This window comes from Mobiluncus curtisii ATCC 43063 (assembly GCF_000196535.1).
GTDB classification, from domain to species: domain Bacteria; phylum Actinomycetota; class Actinomycetes; order Actinomycetales; family Actinomycetaceae; genus Mobiluncus; species Mobiluncus curtisii.
The window spans coordinates 1,564,443-1,581,230 of record NC_014246.1 but is presented as its reverse complement, the minus strand read 5'-3'; the positions used below and the strand labels follow the sequence as shown (position 1 = coordinate 1,581,230).

The following is a 16,788-nucleotide window of genomic DNA, read 5'->3' as shown; positions in this document are numbered from 1 at the left end:
CCCTGGTTTAGAAGAATATTTGCGGTCTGGAATCAAAATTGAGAGCCGCATAGGCGGCGGCAATAGCAGCCCTGGCAGCGTCCACAGGCCCCGCACAGTGCCTGGGTGAGATGGCTTGCCCGCCTGAGATTGGCTTCATCACACTATTAGCGAAAGCATCAACAATCTCAGAGTTTCCGTCATGGTGTAGGCGGTTGTCGCTGATGCGAGCGAAAAACTCGCTATTGGCCGAAGCGTATTCACGAGGGCGTAGGGCATAGATTTCTTTACCATTGCGGCGTAGCGCTTCGATGATAGGCCGGTTGTCCCCGGAATCATCAGCCACCACCGCCATGGGCGCGAGCGTTTCTTGCAAGTGTGCGATGGCTTTCTCGACCCAGGCAGCCCCGGCCTTGGACACCAGGCGGTGAATCTGCACAGTTTCGCCATCCTGCCAGGCCGCGTAAATGGTCGCCCCGGTACGCGCCGTAGCTACATCGAAGCCGATAGCTACATCCGGGGGCATGGATGCTGGCTCTGGTTCTGCCAGTTTTTCCCAAGCCTCCAGGTCTACTATGGAGGTTTCCGCGGCGGTGGGCCAAAGATTTAAATAGGAGCGGCGGTAAAGATGGTCAGGCTCGGTTTGTGCCAGGGATTGAATCTTCCACAGCTCTTGTGTGAAACCGATAGCGGGATGGAAAGCTAAAGCCTCATCGCTGCGTAGATTCGCCGCCGCCATTTCTTCATCCGCGCTCCACTCGAAAAACGCGGTAGTGGTGCCAGGGTCATTGATTGCTTGCCTGCCTTTATCCACCAGGGAGCGTAGCCATTCTGAGCGGGTATCACCGGCGGTGGAAATAATCCACACCTGTGAATGCGGGATGGTCAAACCTACTGGGTTGAACGCGGCCATAAGGTCATCGCCTCTGGCTTGGTCGAAAGCCCAGGCCTCATCAACGACAACTAGCGGGCTGGTTTTGCCGTGAATCCCCTCCACGGTGGGAGCGAAAGGCATAATCATGGATTCGGTACCCCGGAAAACGATGCGCTCGTTGCCTGTGCCTTCCAGCACTTTCACGCGGGGCTTGCCATCAGGGGCGATGCCCATATCTTTTCTGAGTTGTTTAGCCAGCTCACCCCATTTCTCGACTGCGTCCTTGCGGGTCTGAGCCGTGTAATACACTTGGCAGCCCGGATTAGCCTGTGCTACCGCGGCCATCAACGCTTTAATCAGCGTGGTTTTACCAGACTGACGCGGCACTGTCACTACCACGGTCTGATACCGGGCCCGTTCAGGATGCTCTGCCTGCCTTTCACCGGCAACATCAGCCACGAGTTTTTGCCACGGCATCAAAGGCGTATTCAAGAACCGGGCCACCAGCTCCACCTGTGCACCGATAGTGGGATTAGCCGGATTCCTGGCAGTAGCGTATTTAGGCATCGACATTTTGCCCCGATTCCGCATTGAGCTGCTCCAGGAAAACCTCATAAGGATCTGCCACATCACTAGAAGACACCTCTGGCAGGCAAGCCAGTAGCTCTTTGAACTGGCCAATCATGGTCACGTGGGCGATGGTCTTTTTTCTGGCTGCGAAAGCCACATCGAGCTCATGAGCCAGGGAATAAAGCAGCTGAATCTCAGCAGCCATGCCCAGCTCTTGCTCGCTGGTAAGATTCAGGGCTTCAATCCTGGCCTTAACCGCTTTGACCATAGCATTGGAAGCCATGAAAGGATCACCTAGGCCGGGTAGCTCTGGCTGCCAGCATTCATTCTCTTGCTTTTCGCTCATTTCCTTTTCCTTTTCCGGCGTTTCGCTGGTATTTAGCCGTTTTTTTAGAGAGTTCCGAAGATAAATATCAGACATGGGGGGCGCGACTGCCGAGGGGTGGCATTCAGAAAAAACCGGCTGGGAACAGATGGCTGTCGTACACCGTAGGGCGGGGCGGTCGGCGCTTTGCGCCCCGTGCAGAGTTACAGCCCAGGTGGCAGGGTCTGAGATTTTCGATACTGTCAGTTCCACCACGAGACCGGGGCACTAAGTGCTCAAGGCTCAGCCGTCTTGGGTGGTTATGACCATAAACAGCCTCGTTAGAGTAGTCAGCCAAGATAGGCTCCTTGCAGTAGATGCAGCTTGAGCCGTACACAGAGACTGCCAATCTAGCCAGGTCCCTGACTTTCCTCCCACCCCAGCTCATGACCGTGCAGCCCTGTCTTTCTCGCACTGCTGTTTCAGCCAGTCGAAACTGCTCACACCTGGGTGTTCTTGGCGCCAAAGCTCGCTAGTACGGCGGTGTTCCTCAGCGGTAAGCCGCTCCAAGTCTTGCTGTACCCGGCGGGCGGTAGCGTTACGCCATGCCTTGCGCCGTTCTTTAGTCCACGGTTTACGGGCTTGCTCATCCTTGCGGCTGTCTTGAATCCGACGGCAATGGGGGCATCTGTTCTTTACATGACCATGGTCACAGAGCAAATAGTTATCTTCTTCATTCATTGGTTCCTCTTCCTTTCCTGTAGCCCATGCGGGCGGTTCGGTCGATGGTTCAATATTTGGCGCGCCGCCGGCGCCGAAGGCGCGGCGCGCCAAATTATTGTTAAGGGGTGTACTCAGTTCCACACGGCGCGACCTGCGATTATGTTGCTCTCGTTTTTTCAGGTCTGCCAGGCGCGCCCGTGTCTCAGCCCGGCGGGCTTGCCACGCCGCGGCACCCTTAGACCATGCTTCACGAACGAACCGCAACAGCACAGGTTTATTAACCTGGATGAACCCCGCCGTAGGGGTACCGTCGCGCAATAAGCCGCGGTTCCAGGTAATGATTCCCAGACCCTCAAGAATGCGTAAACACCGCGCCGTCCAGCGTGTAGACAGCCCTGCCGATTGCGACACTTGCCAAACAGTAGCGTCCATATAGCCACGCCGCCCGCGCGTCCGGGCAACAATAGCGGTAAGCGTGGACCTTACGCCCTGCCACTCATTGCCGCCTAGTTCACCCCACCCGGCGCGCGCCATGGACTGCACCATCACCACTGCCGGGGTCTCGCCGTTAATCGAGCTCATTGATTCGTCTTCCTCAATTGCTCAAAATCTTCTGCGTGTCCCCCCGCTGCGAGGAAAAGCCAATAAGCTGCCTTTTGCAGGCATTCACGAGTATCCGGGTCCGCGTGAGATGGTGGAGTAGCCTCTGGCTTTTCTTCCGGTCTAAGCGGACACCCAAGAGTGAGCAAAGCCGCTACCAGCTCGGGCGGCCATGGATGACGACCAGCCAAATAATGCGACAGCGTTCCGCGGGGCACACCCACAAGGTCAGCTAAATCAGCTTGCCAAATTTTATTGGCACGCATCCATTCACGAACAGATACAGTGAACGGTTGATTTTTATAAATGTTTTTCATAATTCCCCCCAAAACTCGGACTCGTTCAATGCGTCGATAAGGGCGTCCACAGCGCCCACGGTCAGCCCGTAAGTATCCCCGAAGCGGGTAATCTCCAGACCCCGGCAATGCGCAAGCGCTTCCTGAGCTTCCACTAAAGCCGCCTTCAAATGCCGCTCCACACGACCCACCGCAATAGATTCATATACAGGCGTTAAAGTGTTCGTTTCAATCATTATTAGGTGCCTTTCTCAGTAAAGTAGCCTCATGGGCATTTTTGATGGACTTCGCCAAGCCTGGGCTGAAGCGGGCGAAAAGGTAGAACAGGACGCGAAAGCGAAAGCTCGTCAGCGCGGCGCGCAACCGATTAACTGGGATACGTGGGACAAAGGTCGCTATGTCGCGGGCGTTACCTTCAGGCAAAAGCAGATTAAGCTCCTGCTTGCCAGTGAGGGCATGAGGGGCGATCCACAGCGCGGGCAAGCATTTTTCCTTAAAGGGATTATCAAGCCTGAGCCTACAAACCCCAAGGATTCTGGCGCGATTGCGTGCATATCCTCGGGAATCCAATTCGGGTACATCCCGAAGGAAGGTCAAGCCGCGATTCGAGCACGAGCACCCAAGGGAAACAACTGGACTGCCAAAGCCGCGTACGCCTTTTGGCCAAAAGAGGGCACCTGGGTAGCCAAATACTGGATTTAGCACGGTCTAGCCTTCCTCACAAAGCAGAGCGGGGTCATCAATGACCACGCTGTCTGCGTGATGCCCTACGGCGATTCCAGGAATTTTCACACCTGCGTCCTGCAAACGCTCAATGTCTCTCAGGGACCAAGGGATTTGTCCATTCATACGCCGGTTGAAACGAGATTGCTGGTAGGCAATGCTTTTAGCAAGTCTCGACTGTGAGATTTTCCTAGTTTCGAGGTGCTTTTTTACGGCACGGGTTATCAGCTCATTAAGGTCCATGCGCACAAGTTAAGCATTTTTCACATAGGTTACGCAAGCGACACGCGCCAAAGTTATGCTTTTCGGTTGCCCCTTATGCGTTATTTGCATAGGATAGGAGTATGAGTATTGCAGAAATCGCACCTGCCAGCATAGATACAGCAAGCACCGTTGCCGCTAACATTCGCGCTGAATCTGCGAGACGCGGCTATTCTCAGAGCGAGCTAGGTCGCGCGCTTGGAATCACACAGTCACAGGTTAATCGCCGTTGGAGGGGTGTTATTCCATGGCAACTTGATGAGCTAGACGCGGTGGCATATCTGCTTGGCGTTTCAGTAATAGAACTCGTTACCCCGCCTAGAGGTGGTCTGGGGTATGAAAAGCTCCCGCGGCTGGATTCGAACCAGCAACCTGCCGATTAACAGTCGGACGCTCTGCCGTTGAGCTACGCGGGATTGCGGATTAGATTCTAACAGAACTTTTTCACAAATGTCCACTCGCTGCGAGATTACCCGTTTTTGACTGGCACAATCACGTTTTCCCTCCGAGATATTTCGCCGATTCTGGGCGCTGTAGCCGAAAAGTTTCAATTCAGGGCGTGCAGAAATACCACCTCGGCTCGGGAACTTGTTAGGATGTTTACGCCCTGTTAGCTCAGTCGGTCAGAGCAGCGGACTCATAATCCGTTGGTCGTGGGTTCAAGCCCCACACAGGGCACCGCTCAAAACGTTGCAATGGCAATAAAAACGCCCGTCAAGGTGTCGAGTAAAACCTCTTCGTGGGGTCTACGTGGGGTGAGCGAAAAAGTTTCGGCGTGTCTTAATAGTGTTCCAACCCACCCACTAACCGAAAAGAAAACGACAATGAACACGCTCACCCCCCCGCCGCACCTACCCACGACGTTTATACCGCTTCACGCTAGACTGAAAACCTAGCCGAAAGGGAACGAATATGCAGATTCATGCGATTGGCGGAGACCTCACCGAAATGAATGTGGACGCGATTGTTAACGCCGCGAATTCCTCATTGCTGGGTGGAGGCGGCGTCGACGGGGCGATTCATCGCGCGGCGGGACCGGAGCTGCTGGCGGCATGTCACAAGTTGCGGGCGACGCGCTTTCCCGATGGACTCCCGGTAGGACAGGCGGTCGCCACCAGGGGGTTCAATCTGGCGGCGCGATGGGTCATTCACACCGTGGGACCCAACCGTCACGCGGGACAAACCGACCCGCAGCTGCTGCATGACGCTTTTGCCAACTCTCTGCGTGAAGCTGCGCGGGTAGGCGCCCATGACGTGGCGTTTCCCGCTATATCTGGCGGTGTCTACGGCTGGGATATGGCACAAGTCGCGCGCATCGGCGTGGCTGCCGTGCGCGAGTACGCTGCCCAAACGCAGACCCCTCACACCGCTTCGGACGCTGCTGCAGCCCAAGACCAGACCCCAGACGCCGCGCTCCCGATAGATAACGTGTACTTTGTGTTGTTCTCCCCTGAAGCCTTGGAACTGTTCCAGGCAGAGATTGCCCGCACCGAGCCGGAGGACGATTCCTGGCAGCCTGAGGATTTCGAGTTGGCGCCAGGGGACACGAAAACCCACCGCAACGGCATGACCTTGGTCGATGCCTATTGGATTCCCGATGCAGAAGTCGCCTCGTATCGCGCCGATCGCAACGCGGCAGCAGCTGCCTACACGGAGGCATTCCGCGCCGAGGGCTACCGGGTGTTTCGGGAATGGGCAGGTTCAGAGGACGGCGAGGCCATTACCGCCAGCGACAGCGCCGGGAACCTCCGCGCCATGATGCACTTGGATCCTCAGGCGGTCCAGGAATGGCAGGAATTCTCGGCAAAGTATGGCGCCAATGCCCATGCGGAGCTGGTCAAAGCCATCCGTGCCGAGCATCAGTATCTCAAGTTCGCGCCGTCAGATTGACCCCGTCGCGCGGGGAGAGCCGCTCCCCTACGCTGTCCCGGCACGCTGGGTTTCCTGCCCCACAGTGGTTACCGGGATCGCCGGTTCGCCTCCCGCAAAGCTCGCTGCGCCTCGCGGTCGTCCTCGCGCTGGCGGATGGTTTGGCGCTTGTCCCATTCTTGCTTGCCTTTCGCCACCGCAATCTCGACTTTGGCACGTCCGCCCACAAAATACAGCTCTACTGGCACAATCGTGTAGCCTTTTGCCGCCACAGCCCCTTCCAGCTTTATGATTTCGCGCTTGTGCAGCAACAGTTTGCGTTTCCGTTTCGGGGCATGGTTCGTCCAGGAGCCATAAAAGTATTCCGGGATGTTGGCGCCTTGCAGCCAGGCTTCCCCACGGTCCACTTCAACCCAGGCTTCTGAGAGCGAAGCCCGTCCCATCCGCAATGCTTTGACTTCAGTGCCGGTCAGTGACAGTCCCGCTTCGTAGCTGTCCTCCAAGAAATAATCGTGCGCAGCCTTTTTGTTCCGGGCGATGACTTTCTTGGCATCTGACTCTGCTTTGGCACGCTGAGAGGGAGTCAATTTCCCCGATTGACCCGCCCCGTTAGCAGCTTTTTTACCCATAGTGTGCAATTTTAGCGCAAAAGCGCGGTCTGCCAACTTTTCCCCGGTACCGTGAGTACTCCCCACGTCAGGTCATTCGCTGTCTACAGCACGCCCATTGGATTGATAGTTTTCCCGTTTTGCCATACTTCGAAATGCAGGTGACACCCGGTCGAACCGCCGGTGGAACCAACCAACCCGATGACCTGCCCCTTTTGCACAGAAGCGCCGACGGAAACTTTGAACTGGGACTGGTGGCGGTACGTGGTCTGCCACTTGGAACCGTTGATGGTGCCGTGATTGATATAGGTGGATTTACCGCCGGCACCTTCCCAGCCGGCAAATGTCACCGTACCGGACTGTGAGGCGTAAATCGGGGTTCCGCAAGCAATCCCGAAATCCGTGCCGGCATGAAGCCGCCGCGTTTTCGTAATGGGGTGGACGCGGTATCCATAAGGCGAGGTCACCGATAGCGATGAGAGGGGCGCACCAAAAATTCCTCCCGAGATGGAGCGTGCCGGCATAGTGTCCGGCTGTTGATTCAACGCGGCAATTCGCGCGGCTGCCGCCGCCTGCGTGGCTTGTTCTTCCGCGATTTGCTTTTCAAATGCCGCCCGCTGATTGTTCAGCTGCCCCTGCTGGGCGACCTGTTTTTGTTGCAGTTCCTGGAATTCGCCCAGTTTGCGCTGTTGTTCCGCGCGGGCTTCATCCGCAGCTTGCACCGCCTGCTGAGCCTGTGTCTCCAGTTCTCCGATGCGGATACTCACGGCTTCTTGGCGAGCACGGGCGTTGTTATTGGCTGCATTGGCTTCTTGAGCTTCCACGATGGCACGATTTTGTGATTTGGTCGCCGTGGCTGCCACCTGGGCACGCAGCGTGAGTTCATCCAGGGACTGTGAATCCAGCAGCAGGGAAAGTGGCGAGGTTTCCAGCATCGCCCCGCGATATGCCATGCGTGCCATCTGACCGATAGCGACTTGGGTTTTTTCAATGGTTTGCTCACCCTGGGCGATTTGTTCGCGTAGCTCGGTTTTTTGACGATTCGCGATTGCCAGCCGGCTTTGGATTTGCTGATGTTTAGCTTGTGCGTCTGCCAGTTTAACCTGCGCATTGGCAACTTCCGTTTGCGCCACGGGGATAGCTGCCTTGGTTTGTTCCAGGGCGACTGCCAACTGCACCAGATTCGCGTTGACTCCCTCTAGCTGGGACGCTAATTCGGCTTGTTTCTTTTTCGAGGCAGCCTGTTGCGCTTCGAGTTTCTTGCGCTCTTCGGAGTTTTTGTCTGTCCGCACGAGTCCAGTCGCGCTCGATCTCGGGACCGTAGCGTTTGCGGGGGTGAACGGCGCGTTGGCATAGCTAAGCGACGCTGTGGACATCGAGGCAATTCCGATTGCCGCCAGTGCCCCCATGAGCGCTCTCATTTTGCTTCGCACGTGTTCACCTCCTTTTCCGGTTTTCCCGGTAACGCGCTGTGCTAAAAGTTTAGCTAAATACCGAGGTTTTCCCCGTCTGAAACATCGCCCGCGGTGCCCTAAACTCGGGTGTAGCGGTTCAGGGATGCTGCCGAAGCTACGACAGCCAGCAGAATGGCTGCTAGCACCAAGAACGGCGCAATGAGCAGCACATCGTTGGACGAAATCAGCTCGACTACCCCGGAGAGTCCCGACAGCCAGGATCCGACCAGGAACTTTACGCTTGCCCACAGAATCGCTACCGAACCGAGGGCACCAATCGTCGCCGCGACCGCGCCCTCCACCATAAATGGCAGCTGCACAAACAGGTTCGAGGCTCCGACCAGGCGCATAATGGATGTTTCGCGTTCCCGGCTCATCGCGGACAGGCGGATTGTGGTGGTAATCAACAGGACCGCGGCGATAATCATCGCTACTGCCAGCCCGACAGCCAGGTAGGTCGCCTGATGCAGCCCGGTCAACAGTTTCTCCAGGATCTGCTTTTGGTCAATGACTTGGGCAACCCCGTCGCGTCCCTGCAGTTCTTCAACGACCACCCGGTACTGTTCCGGGTTCTTTAGCTTAATCCGGAACGATGCAGGCATCATGTCTGCTTTAACATATTGGTAATACTGTTCGGTCCCTGCCAGCTTTTTGAAACTTTCGAAGGCTTCTTCTTTCGTCTCGAAATACACATTGTCGATGTATTTGCTGAGCCGTTCGGACTTCAGCTGTTCGTCAATCGCCGCAATCTGTGCTTCAGTGGCTTCTTGACCGTTACAGTTGGGAGACACGTCGTCTTTGGTACACATCGACACGGAAATTTCGATTTTGCCGTACCAGGTATCGCGCAGGTTATTAATCTGCATTTCTGCCAGCACTGCTGACCCTACGAACAGCAGGGACACACAGGTCACGATAATCACCGCGACCGTCATCGCCAGATTGCGTCGCAAGCCCTGACCGACCTGGGATAATACGAAAGTTAGTCGCATTATTTCCGACCTCCTCTCCGTGCCGCGCCCACACCTTTCGGTTTCGGAAATGCGCCCAAGCCCGCAGCCGAGCTTTCAGCAGTGTCGACGCCACCCTTTGGCGCTGAGGCTCCATAAATGCCACGTGCCTGGTCGCGTACGACCCGACCTTCGTCCAGTTCAATGACGCGTTTGCGCATCTGGTTCACGATTTCTTCGTCGTGGGTCGCCATCACCACGGTGGTTCCCGCGCGGTTGATTCGGTCCAGTAGTCTCATGATGCCCAAGGACGTGGCGGGGTCGAGGTTGCCGGTCGGCTCGTCTGCCAACAGGATGGGCGGACGGTTCACCATAGCGCGGGCGATTGCCACGCGTTGCTGTTCGCCGCCGCTGAGCTCGTGGGGGAAACGCTTGTCTTTGCCACCCAAGCCGACCATTTGGAGTACTTCGGGGACGACCCGGCGGATAATCCGACGCGGCTTGCCGATGACCTGCAGAGCAATCGCGACATTGTCATACACGTTCTTGTTTTCCAACAGGCGAAAATCTTGGAACACTACGCCTACTTGGCGGCGCAACGCCGGCACTTTCCACCGGGACAGCCGCCCCAGGTCCTTGCCCAAGACCAGGATTTTCCCTTCCGTGGCGCTTTCTTCGCCGAGGACCAGCGACAGGAACGTAGACTTGCCCGATCCGGAGGTCCCGACCAGGAACACGAACTCGCCCCGTTCAATAGTGAGACCCACGTGATCCAGCGCTGGTCGCGCTCCCCGCTTGTAAATTTTGGTGACGTTGTCGAACGTAATCAACCTTTTCTGCTCCCCAGTTCAGTTTCAGGTACCATACCAGTCTATTTATAACAAAACGATAAAAACGGAGTGACACCCGCAGAAGCGCAATCAGCGGGAAATCTGCAATTAATAGGGCTTGTTCGACCGTCGGTGCGGGAGCTTATCCGCATCGTTGACGGCGGGTCGTCTACTGGTCGCGGTGTTTTTCTTGATGTTTGCGCCAGCGAATCGCCGCATCGATAAATCCGTCCAGGTCACCGTCGAAAACGCTGTCGGGGTTGCCCGATTCATAGCCGGTTCGAAGGTCTTTGACCAGCTGTTGCCCATAGAGGAAATAGGAGCGCATCTGGTCGCCCCAGGAGGCTTTGACATCCCCTGCCAGCTCTTTTTTCTTATCGTGTTCTTGCTGGTGGCGCAGCATTAACAGGCGTGACTGCAGCACGCGCATCGCGGCGGCGCGGTTTTGAATCTGGGATTTTTCGTCCTGCATGGAGATGACGATGCCGGTGGGCAGGTGGGTCAGGCGCACCGCGGAATCCGTCGTGTTCACGGACTGACCGCCCGGTCCCGAGGAACGGAACACGTCTATCTTAATGTCGCTTTCGGGCACTTCGATATGGTCGGTCGTTTCAATTAGGGGTATGACCTCTACCGCCGCAAAGGAAGTCTGGCGCTTGCCCGCCGCGTTAAACGGGCTGACCCGCGCCAACCGGTGCGTCCCGGCTTCTACTGATAGCATCCCGTACGCATAGGGGGCATCAACCTGGAATGTTACCGACTTAATCCCCGCTTCTTCCGCATAGGACGTATCCAGCACTTTTGTAGCATAGTGGTGTCGTTCGCAATACCGCAGGTACATCCGCAGCAGCATCTGCGCAAAGTCGGCGGCGTCCACCCCGCCTGCCCCGGAGCGAATGGTGACGACCGCGAAGCGTTCGTCGTATTCCCCGTTCAACAGGGTCTTTACCTCCATCGCGTCCAGATCCCGTTTCAAAGTTTCATAGGTTTGTTCCGCGTCAACGAGGATGGCATCGCGGTCCTCTCCACTTTCTTCTGCCCCCAGCTCGACCAGAGCTTCCATATCGTCGATACGGGCACGCATCTTTTGCAGACGTTGCAAATCGGCTTGTGCTGCCGAAAGTGATTGCGTGACTTTTTGGGCGTGTTCCTGGTCATCCCACAAGTCCGGGGCGGCGGCTTGTTGCGTCAGGTCAGCAATCTTTTGCGTCAACAGTTCAGGGTCCATCACCGCTGAAATCGTCGCGAAAGACGCACGCAGTTTCTCAATCAGGGGTTGAAAATCATCGGGAGAAATCACCTTTTTACCTTACTGGTAATCCGGGGCGGTTCTCAAATGAGTTGCGTGGCGCCCTGCCGGGTTTATACTTGTCCGGTGGCTCGCATCTCCGAGTTTAATCCCGGTCGCAAGATTTCGGCAGCATTCCTGATAACTATCCTGGTGGGTACGGTATTGCTGATGCTCCCAGCATCCCGGAGCGGTGCTGCGGTCGCCACGAGTTTCGATGTCGTGGCTCCCCACGCTATCCCCACCGGGGTTCCTGTTTTTGGTCCCTCGTTTGCGGATGGTGCTCCCCTGTCGATTGCGCTGTTCACCGCTGCCTCTGCCACCAGCGTGACGGGATTAATTGTGGTGGACACGGGCAGCTACTGGTCTGCTTTCGGTCAGGCTGTCATCTTCCTGCTGATTGAGTTGGGCGGTATCGGCACCATGACGATGGTCACACTGTTCGCTTCGGCGTTGCGCAAACGCGCCACTTTTGAGGATCGCGCGATTGCCAAAGTGTGGTTCGGCTTGACTCCGCGGGAAGTCCGGCATTCCGTGGGGCAGATTGTGGTGGCTTCGCTCTTGTTGCAGCTGGGGTTTGCTTTCCTCAATAGTCTCTATCTGTGGTTTTCCCATCATGCCACCTCACCGTTGCAGGCGATGGCACACGGGGTGTTCCTCACGGGTTCCGCTTTTAACAATGCCGGGTTTGCTCCTTATCAGGATTCGTTGATGAGCTTCAGCACTGAGCCTTTCCTGCTGTTGAGTCTGGGGGCGCTCATCGTGATTGGAGGCTTAGGCTTTCCTGTTTGGCTGATGCTTTACCGCAACGGCTGGCATTGGTGGAAGTGGGGCATGACCACCCGGATTATGCTGCTGGGCACCGCGGCGGCGATTGTGTTCGGCTGGGTCGCCATCACGGTTTTGGAATGGCACAATCCGCATACGTTTGGGGCGATGCCTGTCCCCGAGCGCCTGCTCAACGGGTTATTTTCCTCTATCTCGCCACGCACCGCGGGCTTTAACTCTGTTGACATTTCCCAGCAATACCCTGAAACCTGGCTCATCACCGATGGGCTGATGCTGATTGGTGGGGGTCCTGCCGGGACTGCGGGCGGGCTAAAGATTACTACGGCGATTGTGGTGATGGCGACTCTTTGGGGTGAGATTCGGGGTGCCCACGCTATTAATATCTTGGGCTGGCGCCTGGCGCGTTCTGCCCAGCGGCAAGCCTTGGCGGTGCTTTCGCTGTTTTTCGGGCTGGTCGCGGTGGGGGCTTTCCTGCTGATGCTCTTTACCCCTTTCAACCTCAACCAGTGCCTGTTTGAAATCTGTTCCGCCTTGGGGACCGTGGGTCTGAGTACCGGCATCACTCCCCTGTTGCCTGTTGCGGCGCAATTCATGGTCATAATATTTATGATTCTGGGACGTATTGGACCGTTGACCTTAGCAGCGGCCCTCGCCACCCGGAGACGACCGGTAGCTTACGAACTGCCTCGGGATCATCCCCTTATCGGTTAGGACGACACAAATGAGCATATTTAATACGAATTCTGTCCCGGAGCCCCCCGCTCATCCGACCGGGAATCCACAAAGCGCGGTCGTCATTGGCTTGGGACGATTCGGTCTGAGCATGGCGACCGAGTTGGAGGCCAGTGGTGTGGAGGTGCTGGGCATCGATTGTAACCCAGAAGTGGTGCAGCGCGCTTCGGCACTAATTCGTCACGTGGTGCGGGCGGATGCCACGGATAAGGAGGCATTAGCCCAGCTGGCAGTCGATGAGTACGCCTGCGGGGTGGTGACGATTGGTGGCGATTTGGCGGCTTCCATCCTGAGTGCCTCTGCCCTGCTGACCCTGCACTGTCCTCAGGTGTGGGCGAAAGCCTCCAGCGTGGAACAGGGTGAGATTCTCAACCAGATGGGTATCACCCGCGTGTTTTATCCGGAATCCGAGATGGGTTTGCGTGCCGCCCACCAGGTCGCCCAGTCTTTCGAGGACTACATCGACCTGGGACATGGGTTTGCCCTGGTTATCACCAGTCTGGGACCGCGTTACTGCGGAAAGACCTTGGGTGAACTCGACGTACGTCGCCGCGATGGATTCTCTATTGTGGCGATTCAATCCCCCGCTGACACTTGGGAGACCGCTCACGCCAAAACGATTTTGTCCCCCGCTGACCGGGTGATGGTGGTGGCACCCACCCGGATTATTTCCAAAATTACCCGGCGAGATTAATCAAAATTTCATGTAATCGTAAAGCAACAGGGAAATTGCCCTAAAGTAAAATTATTTTACACAGTCTTAACATTAGCCCCGCGCTAGCCTTAACAATCCTTTCTTACTATCTGACTTGGGAGTAAAAGTTCGAGGTATGAAAGGAACACCATGAAAATCTCTCGTATTGGCGCGATTTTTGGCGCTGGCTTGCTTTCCATGTCTTTGTTGACCGGCTGTGAGGGCGGTGGCAATCAGACCGCCTCCGGTACTGACGCCGAGTCCAGCGCAGCGCCTTCGACTCTGAGTGGCACCGTCACTGGTTCCGGCTCCTCCGCGCTGCTGCCCTTGGCGAAAGCCGCGGCCGAGGCTTTCATGCAGGATAACCCCGATGTGACCGTGACGATGAACGGCGGCGGTTCTGGGGAAGGTCTCAAGCAGGTTGCTGCCGGTTCTGTAAACATCGGTAACTCTGACGTTTTCGCTGGTGAAAAGCTCGATACGACCCAGGCCGCCGACTTGGTCGACCACAAGGTTTGCACCATCACCATGGCTCCGGTGGTCAACAAGGATTTGGGGGTAACGAACCTCACCACTGCCCAGCTGACCGATGTCTTTACCGGCAAGACTACGAACTGGAAGGAAGTGGGCGGTCCAGACGAAAAGATTGTGTTGGTCACCCGTCCGTCCTCCTCCGGTACTCGCGCCCTGTTTAAGACCTGGGCGTTGGGTGGTGCCGAGGAGGCCTCCAACCAGTCCCTTGAGACGGACGACTCCGGCACTCTGCTCCAGACCGTGTCCCAGAACAAGGGCGCTATCGGCTATGTGGCGCTGTCTTACCTGGTCGGCAAGGACGAAGTGCAGCCAGTCGCTATCGACGGCGTGAAACCGACCTTGGAAAATACCTACAGCGGTAAATACAAAGTGTGGGGCTATGAGCACATGTACACCAAGGGCAATCCCGATGCGGTGACCAAAGCGTTCCTTGACTACATGATGGGCGACAAGTTCGCCGCTGACCTGGAAAAAATGGGCTACGGTGTGTCCTCCAAGATGTCCGCCCAGGCTGCCGCTTCTCACCCTGACCCCGCGGCATAAAGAGACTCAGGCGCGACTGTACTAATGGCAACCACGGCTTCTTCGGTGCGGGAGCCTGAATCGATGGAAATGCAGATGACTGATGATGTGTCTACTCGTCTCAACTCCACGGATTCAGTGCTCCCGCAAACGCGCAACTCCGCAGCTGGGGCGGGTTTATCCCCCGCCCGGTCGCGGTTCGACTCTCGCGGGGCGGATAAACGTTTCCGTTTGGCAAACAAAATCGGCGGAACCATCGTGGCGATTGCGGGTATTTCCCTCATCGCACTCACGGTCGTGATTGGTCTGTTCCTGCTGTACAAGGGTTCTTTCACCTTTACCGCGTTCCAGCATTCCGTCGGAGAATTCCTGTTTTCCCCGGACTGGAATCCCCAGGACAGCCCGGACTTGACTCTGCGCGGCAGTGTCGGCGCCCTGATTTTTATTCTGGGTTCGCTGATGACCTGTTTCCTGGGTCTGGTCATCGCTACGCCTTTCGCGGTGGGAGCCGCCGTGTTCATCACGGAAATCGCTCCCCGCGCGGGTGAGCGCCTGTTCCGTCCCGCGGTGGAACTGTTCCTCGGTATCCCCTCCGTGGTTTACGGCTGGGTCGGCTTGACCGTCCTGGTGCCTTTTATTCGTGACTATTTTCACGCCCCCCTGGGCGGCTATTCGGTCCTGGCGGCGGGCATCGTCCTGGCGGTCATGATTTTCCCGACCATCACCACGGTTTCTGCCGATGCGATTACTGCGGTTCCTGACCACTACCGCGAGGCGGCCTACGGTCTGGGGGCTACCCGCTGGCAGTCGATTTACCACATTGTCCTGCCTGCCGCGCGGAAAGGCATCTTGACCGGCATTATTCTGGGTTTGGCCAGGGCTTTTGGCGAGGCTCTGGCGGTTGCGATGGTCATCGGCAAAACTCGCGCCCTGCCTGCCGATGTTCTCTCTCCGACCAGTTCGCTGACCACGGCGATTACCGCCGACATGGGAAACACCACCAACGGCGGCGAACACAACTCGGCATTGTGGACCATGGCTTTGCTGCTGTTTCTCATCTCGATGTTCTTTATTTTTGTGATTCACCTCATCGGCACAGAGAGGAAACAGGATCTATGAGTACCGCTACGACTACCGCTTCGGGTCTTTCCGCTCTGATGGAACACCGTATTCGCCGCGCCAAGAGCGTCAACAACCTGATGACCGGCGTCTTTGGCGCTATCGGGGGTTTCTTCCTAATGTTGATTGTGGCGCTGGCGGCATACATTGTGTTTCGCGGCCTGTTGAGTTTTGACCCCGTGTTCCTCAGTTTCAGCCGTGACGGCATCATGAACCAGGTGTTCAACACCGTTTACCTGGTGTTTTTGTCCCTAATTGTGTCCGTTGCGCTCGGTGTTCCCGCCGGAATCTACATGGCTGAATACGCTCCAGAGAACCGCTGGACCGGGTTCATCCGCATCTCTATCGAGTCTCTGTCCTCCCTGCCATCCATCGTGGTCGGTCTGTTCGGTTACCTGGTCTTTATCCTCATGGTGGGGCAACAGTGGAACCTGCTGGCCGGCGCTTTGGCAGTTTCGATTCTGAACTTGCCCCTGGTCACTACATCTACCGAGTCGGCTCTCCGGGCGCTGCCCGCAGACCTGAAGTACGGTTCGGCGGCTTTGGGCGCGACCCGCTGGACCACCATTGTGCGGGTGCAGCTTCCGGCGGCTCTCCCCCACCTGATGACAGGGGTGGTGCTGGCGGCTGAACGCGGTTTCGGGGAGGCTGCCGCCCTGCTCTATACCGCCGGCATGTCCACCAACATCAACTGGTCCTCCATGGACATCACCTCCCCCACCAATGCATTCAACCCCGTGCGTCCCGGCGAGACGTTATCGCTGCACGTGTGGGCGATGCGTACCGAGGCGGTGGAACCCAACGCGGTGGACATCGCTAACTTCTCTGCCGCGGTGTTGGTGATGATTGCCCTCCTGTTCTCGATTGTGGCTCGCACCATCACGAAACGGGTTCACGCCAGCCTGGCGGGCCTGTCTGACCAGGCTCCCCAGGGCGGCACAGGCAAGTGGCGTAAGGTCAACGCTGAAACCCCCGTCCCCGCTACTGACACGGTGAATCGTCCCGAACCGACTATTGACGCTACGAACTTCACCGACCGTTTCCACACTGATAAAGGAAAGGAATAATC

The 16,788-nt window shown here is 56.8% G+C and carries 20 protein-coding genes and 2 tRNA genes; 9 read left to right on the top strand and 13 right to left on the bottom strand.

What is annotated here, in order from left to right; all coding sequences use genetic code 11:
* Positions 1-7: 7 nt before the first annotated feature.
* From HMPREF0573_RS06800 to HMPREF0573_RS09965, 6 genes are all read right to left on the bottom strand, one after another.
* On the bottom strand, positions 8-1,426 hold the full coding sequence (locus HMPREF0573_RS06800; RefSeq protein WP_236589638.1) for a phage terminase large subunit family protein: 1,419 nt from the start codon (positions 1,424-1,426) through the stop codon (positions 8-10).
* Complete coding sequence (locus HMPREF0573_RS06795) at positions 1,413-1,769, bottom strand: hypothetical protein (RefSeq protein WP_174259469.1); 357 nt, start codon at positions 1,767-1,769, stop codon at positions 1,413-1,415. The genes HMPREF0573_RS06800 and HMPREF0573_RS06795 overlap by 14 nt, the downstream gene beginning before the upstream one ends.
* A 103-nt stretch (positions 1,770-1,872) precedes the next feature.
* Positions 1,873-2,175 carry an HNH endonuclease gene (locus tag HMPREF0573_RS10105; protein ID WP_081458845.1) on the bottom strand — a complete coding sequence of 101 codons (303 nt, stop codon included), beginning with the start codon at positions 2,173-2,175 and terminating at the stop codon, positions 1,873-1,875.
* Positions 2,172-3,032 carry a hypothetical protein gene (locus HMPREF0573_RS06790; protein ID WP_013189351.1) on the bottom strand — a complete coding sequence of 287 codons (861 nt, stop codon included), beginning with the start codon at positions 3,030-3,032 and terminating at the stop codon, positions 2,172-2,174. The genes HMPREF0573_RS10105 and HMPREF0573_RS06790 overlap by 4 nt, the downstream gene beginning before the upstream one ends.
* Positions 3,029-3,367: a helix-turn-helix domain-containing protein gene (locus tag HMPREF0573_RS06785; RefSeq protein ID WP_013189350.1), complete on the bottom strand. Its 339-nt coding sequence runs from the start codon at positions 3,365-3,367 to the stop codon at positions 3,029-3,031. The genes HMPREF0573_RS06790 and HMPREF0573_RS06785 overlap by 4 nt, the downstream gene beginning before the upstream one ends.
* Complete coding sequence (locus tag HMPREF0573_RS09965; RefSeq protein ID WP_013189349.1) at positions 3,364-3,582, bottom strand: hypothetical protein; 219 nt, start codon at positions 3,580-3,582, stop codon at positions 3,364-3,366. Before HMPREF0573_RS09965 ends, HMPREF0573_RS06785 begins: the two co-directional genes overlap by 4 nt.
* Positions 3,583-3,613: 31 nt before the next feature.
* Here HMPREF0573_RS09965 and HMPREF0573_RS06775 point away from each other — a divergent pair, with 31 nt between their 5' ends.
* Positions 3,614-4,048, top strand: coding sequence for a hypothetical protein (locus tag HMPREF0573_RS06775; RefSeq protein ID WP_013189348.1), 435 nt, complete (start codon positions 3,614-3,616; stop codon positions 4,046-4,048).
* A gap of 6 nt (positions 4,049-4,054) precedes the next feature.
* Here the strand turns inward: HMPREF0573_RS06775 and HMPREF0573_RS09960 are convergent, their stop codons facing one another.
* Positions 4,055-4,195, bottom strand: a complete 141-nt coding sequence (locus tag HMPREF0573_RS09960) for a hypothetical protein (RefSeq protein WP_236589636.1) — start codon at positions 4,193-4,195, stop codon at positions 4,055-4,057.
* 218 nt (positions 4,196-4,413) lie between these two features.
* Here HMPREF0573_RS09960 and HMPREF0573_RS09615 point away from each other — a divergent pair, with 218 nt between their 5' ends.
* A complete protein-coding gene (locus HMPREF0573_RS09615; RefSeq protein ID WP_081458856.1) occupies positions 4,414-4,713 on the top strand; it encodes a helix-turn-helix domain-containing protein in 300 nt (99 codons plus the stop codon).
* On the opposite strand, the gene HMPREF0573_RS06765 is transcribed toward HMPREF0573_RS09615, so the two are convergent.
* Positions 4,675-4,746 (bottom strand) — tRNA-Asn (locus tag HMPREF0573_RS06765). The two genes, HMPREF0573_RS09615 and HMPREF0573_RS06765, sit on opposite strands and share 39 nt — an antisense overlap.
* A gap of 188 nt (positions 4,747-4,934) precedes the next feature.
* Between HMPREF0573_RS06765 and HMPREF0573_RS06760 the strand changes: the two genes are divergently transcribed.
* Positions 4,935-5,008, top strand: a tRNA-Ile gene (locus tag HMPREF0573_RS06760).
* A gap of 234 nt (positions 5,009-5,242) precedes the next feature.
* A complete protein-coding gene (locus HMPREF0573_RS06755) occupies positions 5,243-6,220 on the top strand; it encodes an O-acetyl-ADP-ribose deacetylase (RefSeq protein WP_013189346.1) in 978 nt (325 codons plus the stop codon).
* A 68-nt stretch (positions 6,221-6,288) separates the two neighbouring features.
* On the opposite strand, the gene smpB is transcribed toward HMPREF0573_RS06755, so the two are convergent.
* From smpB to prfB, 5 genes are all read right to left on the bottom strand, one after another.
* Positions 6,289-6,828, bottom strand: coding sequence for an SsrA-binding protein SmpB (gene smpB / locus HMPREF0573_RS06750; RefSeq protein WP_036324539.1), 540 nt, complete (start codon positions 6,826-6,828; stop codon positions 6,289-6,291).
* Between the two features lie 83 nt (positions 6,829-6,911).
* On the bottom strand, positions 6,912-8,240 hold the full coding sequence (locus tag HMPREF0573_RS06745; RefSeq protein WP_236585849.1) for a M23 family metallopeptidase: 1,329 nt from the start codon (positions 8,238-8,240) through the stop codon (positions 6,912-6,914).
* Positions 8,241-8,338: 98 nt separating this feature from the next.
* Positions 8,339-9,253 (bottom strand): permease-like cell division protein FtsX, encoded by a 915-nt coding sequence (gene ftsX, locus HMPREF0573_RS06740; protein WP_004007085.1) that lies wholly within the window; start codon positions 9,251-9,253, stop codon positions 8,339-8,341.
* Positions 9,253-10,041, bottom strand: a complete 789-nt coding sequence (gene ftsE, locus HMPREF0573_RS06735; protein ID WP_004010926.1) for a cell division ATP-binding protein FtsE — start codon at positions 10,039-10,041, stop codon at positions 9,253-9,255. Before ftsE ends, ftsX begins: the two co-directional genes overlap by 1 nt.
* 169 nt (positions 10,042-10,210) lie before the next feature.
* Complete coding sequence (prfB, locus tag HMPREF0573_RS06730) at positions 10,211-11,341, bottom strand: peptide chain release factor 2 (protein WP_013189345.1); 1,131 nt, start codon at positions 11,339-11,341, stop codon at positions 10,211-10,213.
* A gap of 75 nt (positions 11,342-11,416) precedes the next feature.
* Here prfB and HMPREF0573_RS06725 point away from each other — a divergent pair, with 75 nt between their 5' ends.
* The 5 genes from HMPREF0573_RS06725 (at position 11,417) to pstA (ending at position 16,786) form a co-directional block, all read left to right on the top strand.
* Positions 11,417-12,829: a TrkH family potassium uptake protein gene (locus tag HMPREF0573_RS06725; protein WP_013189344.1), complete on the top strand. Its 1,413-nt coding sequence runs from the start codon at positions 11,417-11,419 to the stop codon at positions 12,827-12,829.
* 10 nt (positions 12,830-12,839) lie between these two features.
* Positions 12,840-13,544 carry a potassium channel family protein gene (locus HMPREF0573_RS06720; protein WP_004007089.1) on the top strand — a complete coding sequence of 235 codons (705 nt, stop codon included), beginning with the start codon at positions 12,840-12,842 and terminating at the stop codon, positions 13,542-13,544.
* 150 nt (positions 13,545-13,694) lie between these two features.
* Positions 13,695-14,621, top strand: a complete 927-nt coding sequence (locus HMPREF0573_RS06715) for a phosphate ABC transporter substrate-binding protein (RefSeq protein ID WP_004007090.1) — start codon at positions 13,695-13,697, stop codon at positions 14,619-14,621.
* A gap of 24 nt (positions 14,622-14,645) precedes the next feature.
* Positions 14,646-15,719 carry a phosphate ABC transporter permease subunit PstC gene (pstC, locus tag HMPREF0573_RS06710; RefSeq protein ID WP_041798023.1) on the top strand — a complete coding sequence of 358 codons (1,074 nt, stop codon included), beginning with the start codon at positions 14,646-14,648 and terminating at the stop codon, positions 15,717-15,719.
* Positions 15,716-16,786 (top strand): phosphate ABC transporter permease PstA, encoded by a 1,071-nt coding sequence (gene pstA / locus HMPREF0573_RS06705; RefSeq protein WP_013189342.1) that lies wholly within the window; start codon positions 15,716-15,718, stop codon positions 16,784-16,786. The genes pstC and pstA overlap by 4 nt, the downstream gene beginning before the upstream one ends.
* The last annotated feature ends 2 nt before the right edge of the window (positions 16,787-16,788 follow it).

Coding starts and splice junctions, on each gene's coding strand:
- HMPREF0573_RS06800 (WP_236589638.1), bottom strand. CDS start 1,426: ATGTCGATGCCTAAATACGCTACTGCCAGGAATCCGGCTAATCCCACT.
- HMPREF0573_RS06795 (WP_174259469.1), bottom strand. CDS start 1,769: ATGAGCGAAAAGCAAGAGAATGAATGCTGGCAGCCAGAGCTACCCGGC.
- HMPREF0573_RS10105 (WP_081458845.1), bottom strand. CDS start 2,175: ATGAGCTGGGGTGGGAGGAAAGTCAGGGACCTGGCTAGATTGGCAGTC.
- HMPREF0573_RS06790 (WP_013189351.1), bottom strand. CDS start 3,032: ATGAGCTCGATTAACGGCGAGACCCCGGCAGTGGTGATGGTGCAGTCC.
- HMPREF0573_RS06785 (WP_013189350.1), bottom strand. CDS start 3,367: ATGAAAAACATTTATAAAAATCAACCGTTCACTGTATCTGTTCGTGAA.
- HMPREF0573_RS09965 (WP_013189349.1), bottom strand. CDS start 3,582: ATGATTGAAACGAACACTTTAACGCCTGTATATGAATCTATTGCGGTG.
- HMPREF0573_RS06775 (WP_013189348.1), top strand. CDS start 3,614: ATGGGCATTTTTGATGGACTTCGCCAAGCCTGGGCTGAAGCGGGCGAA.
- HMPREF0573_RS09960 (WP_236589636.1), bottom strand. CDS start 4,195: ATGAATGGACAAATCCCTTGGTCCCTGAGAGACATTGAGCGTTTGCAG.
- HMPREF0573_RS09615 (WP_081458856.1), top strand. CDS start 4,414: ATGAGTATTGCAGAAATCGCACCTGCCAGCATAGATACAGCAAGCACC.
- HMPREF0573_RS06755 (WP_013189346.1), top strand. CDS start 5,243: ATGCAGATTCATGCGATTGGCGGAGACCTCACCGAAATGAATGTGGAC.
- smpB (WP_036324539.1), bottom strand. CDS start 6,828: ATGGGTAAAAAAGCTGCTAACGGGGCGGGTCAATCGGGGAAATTGACT.
- ftsX (WP_004007085.1), bottom strand. CDS start 9,253: ATGCGACTAACTTTCGTATTATCCCAGGTCGGTCAGGGCTTGCGACGC.
- HMPREF0573_RS06720 (WP_004007089.1), top strand. CDS start 12,840: ATGAGCATATTTAATACGAATTCTGTCCCGGAGCCCCCCGCTCATCCG.
- HMPREF0573_RS06715 (WP_004007090.1), top strand. CDS start 13,695: ATGAAAATCTCTCGTATTGGCGCGATTTTTGGCGCTGGCTTGCTTTCC.
- pstC (WP_041798023.1), top strand. CDS start 14,646: ATGGCAACCACGGCTTCTTCGGTGCGGGAGCCTGAATCGATGGAAATG.
- pstA (WP_013189342.1), top strand. CDS start 15,716: ATGAGTACCGCTACGACTACCGCTTCGGGTCTTTCCGCTCTGATGGAA.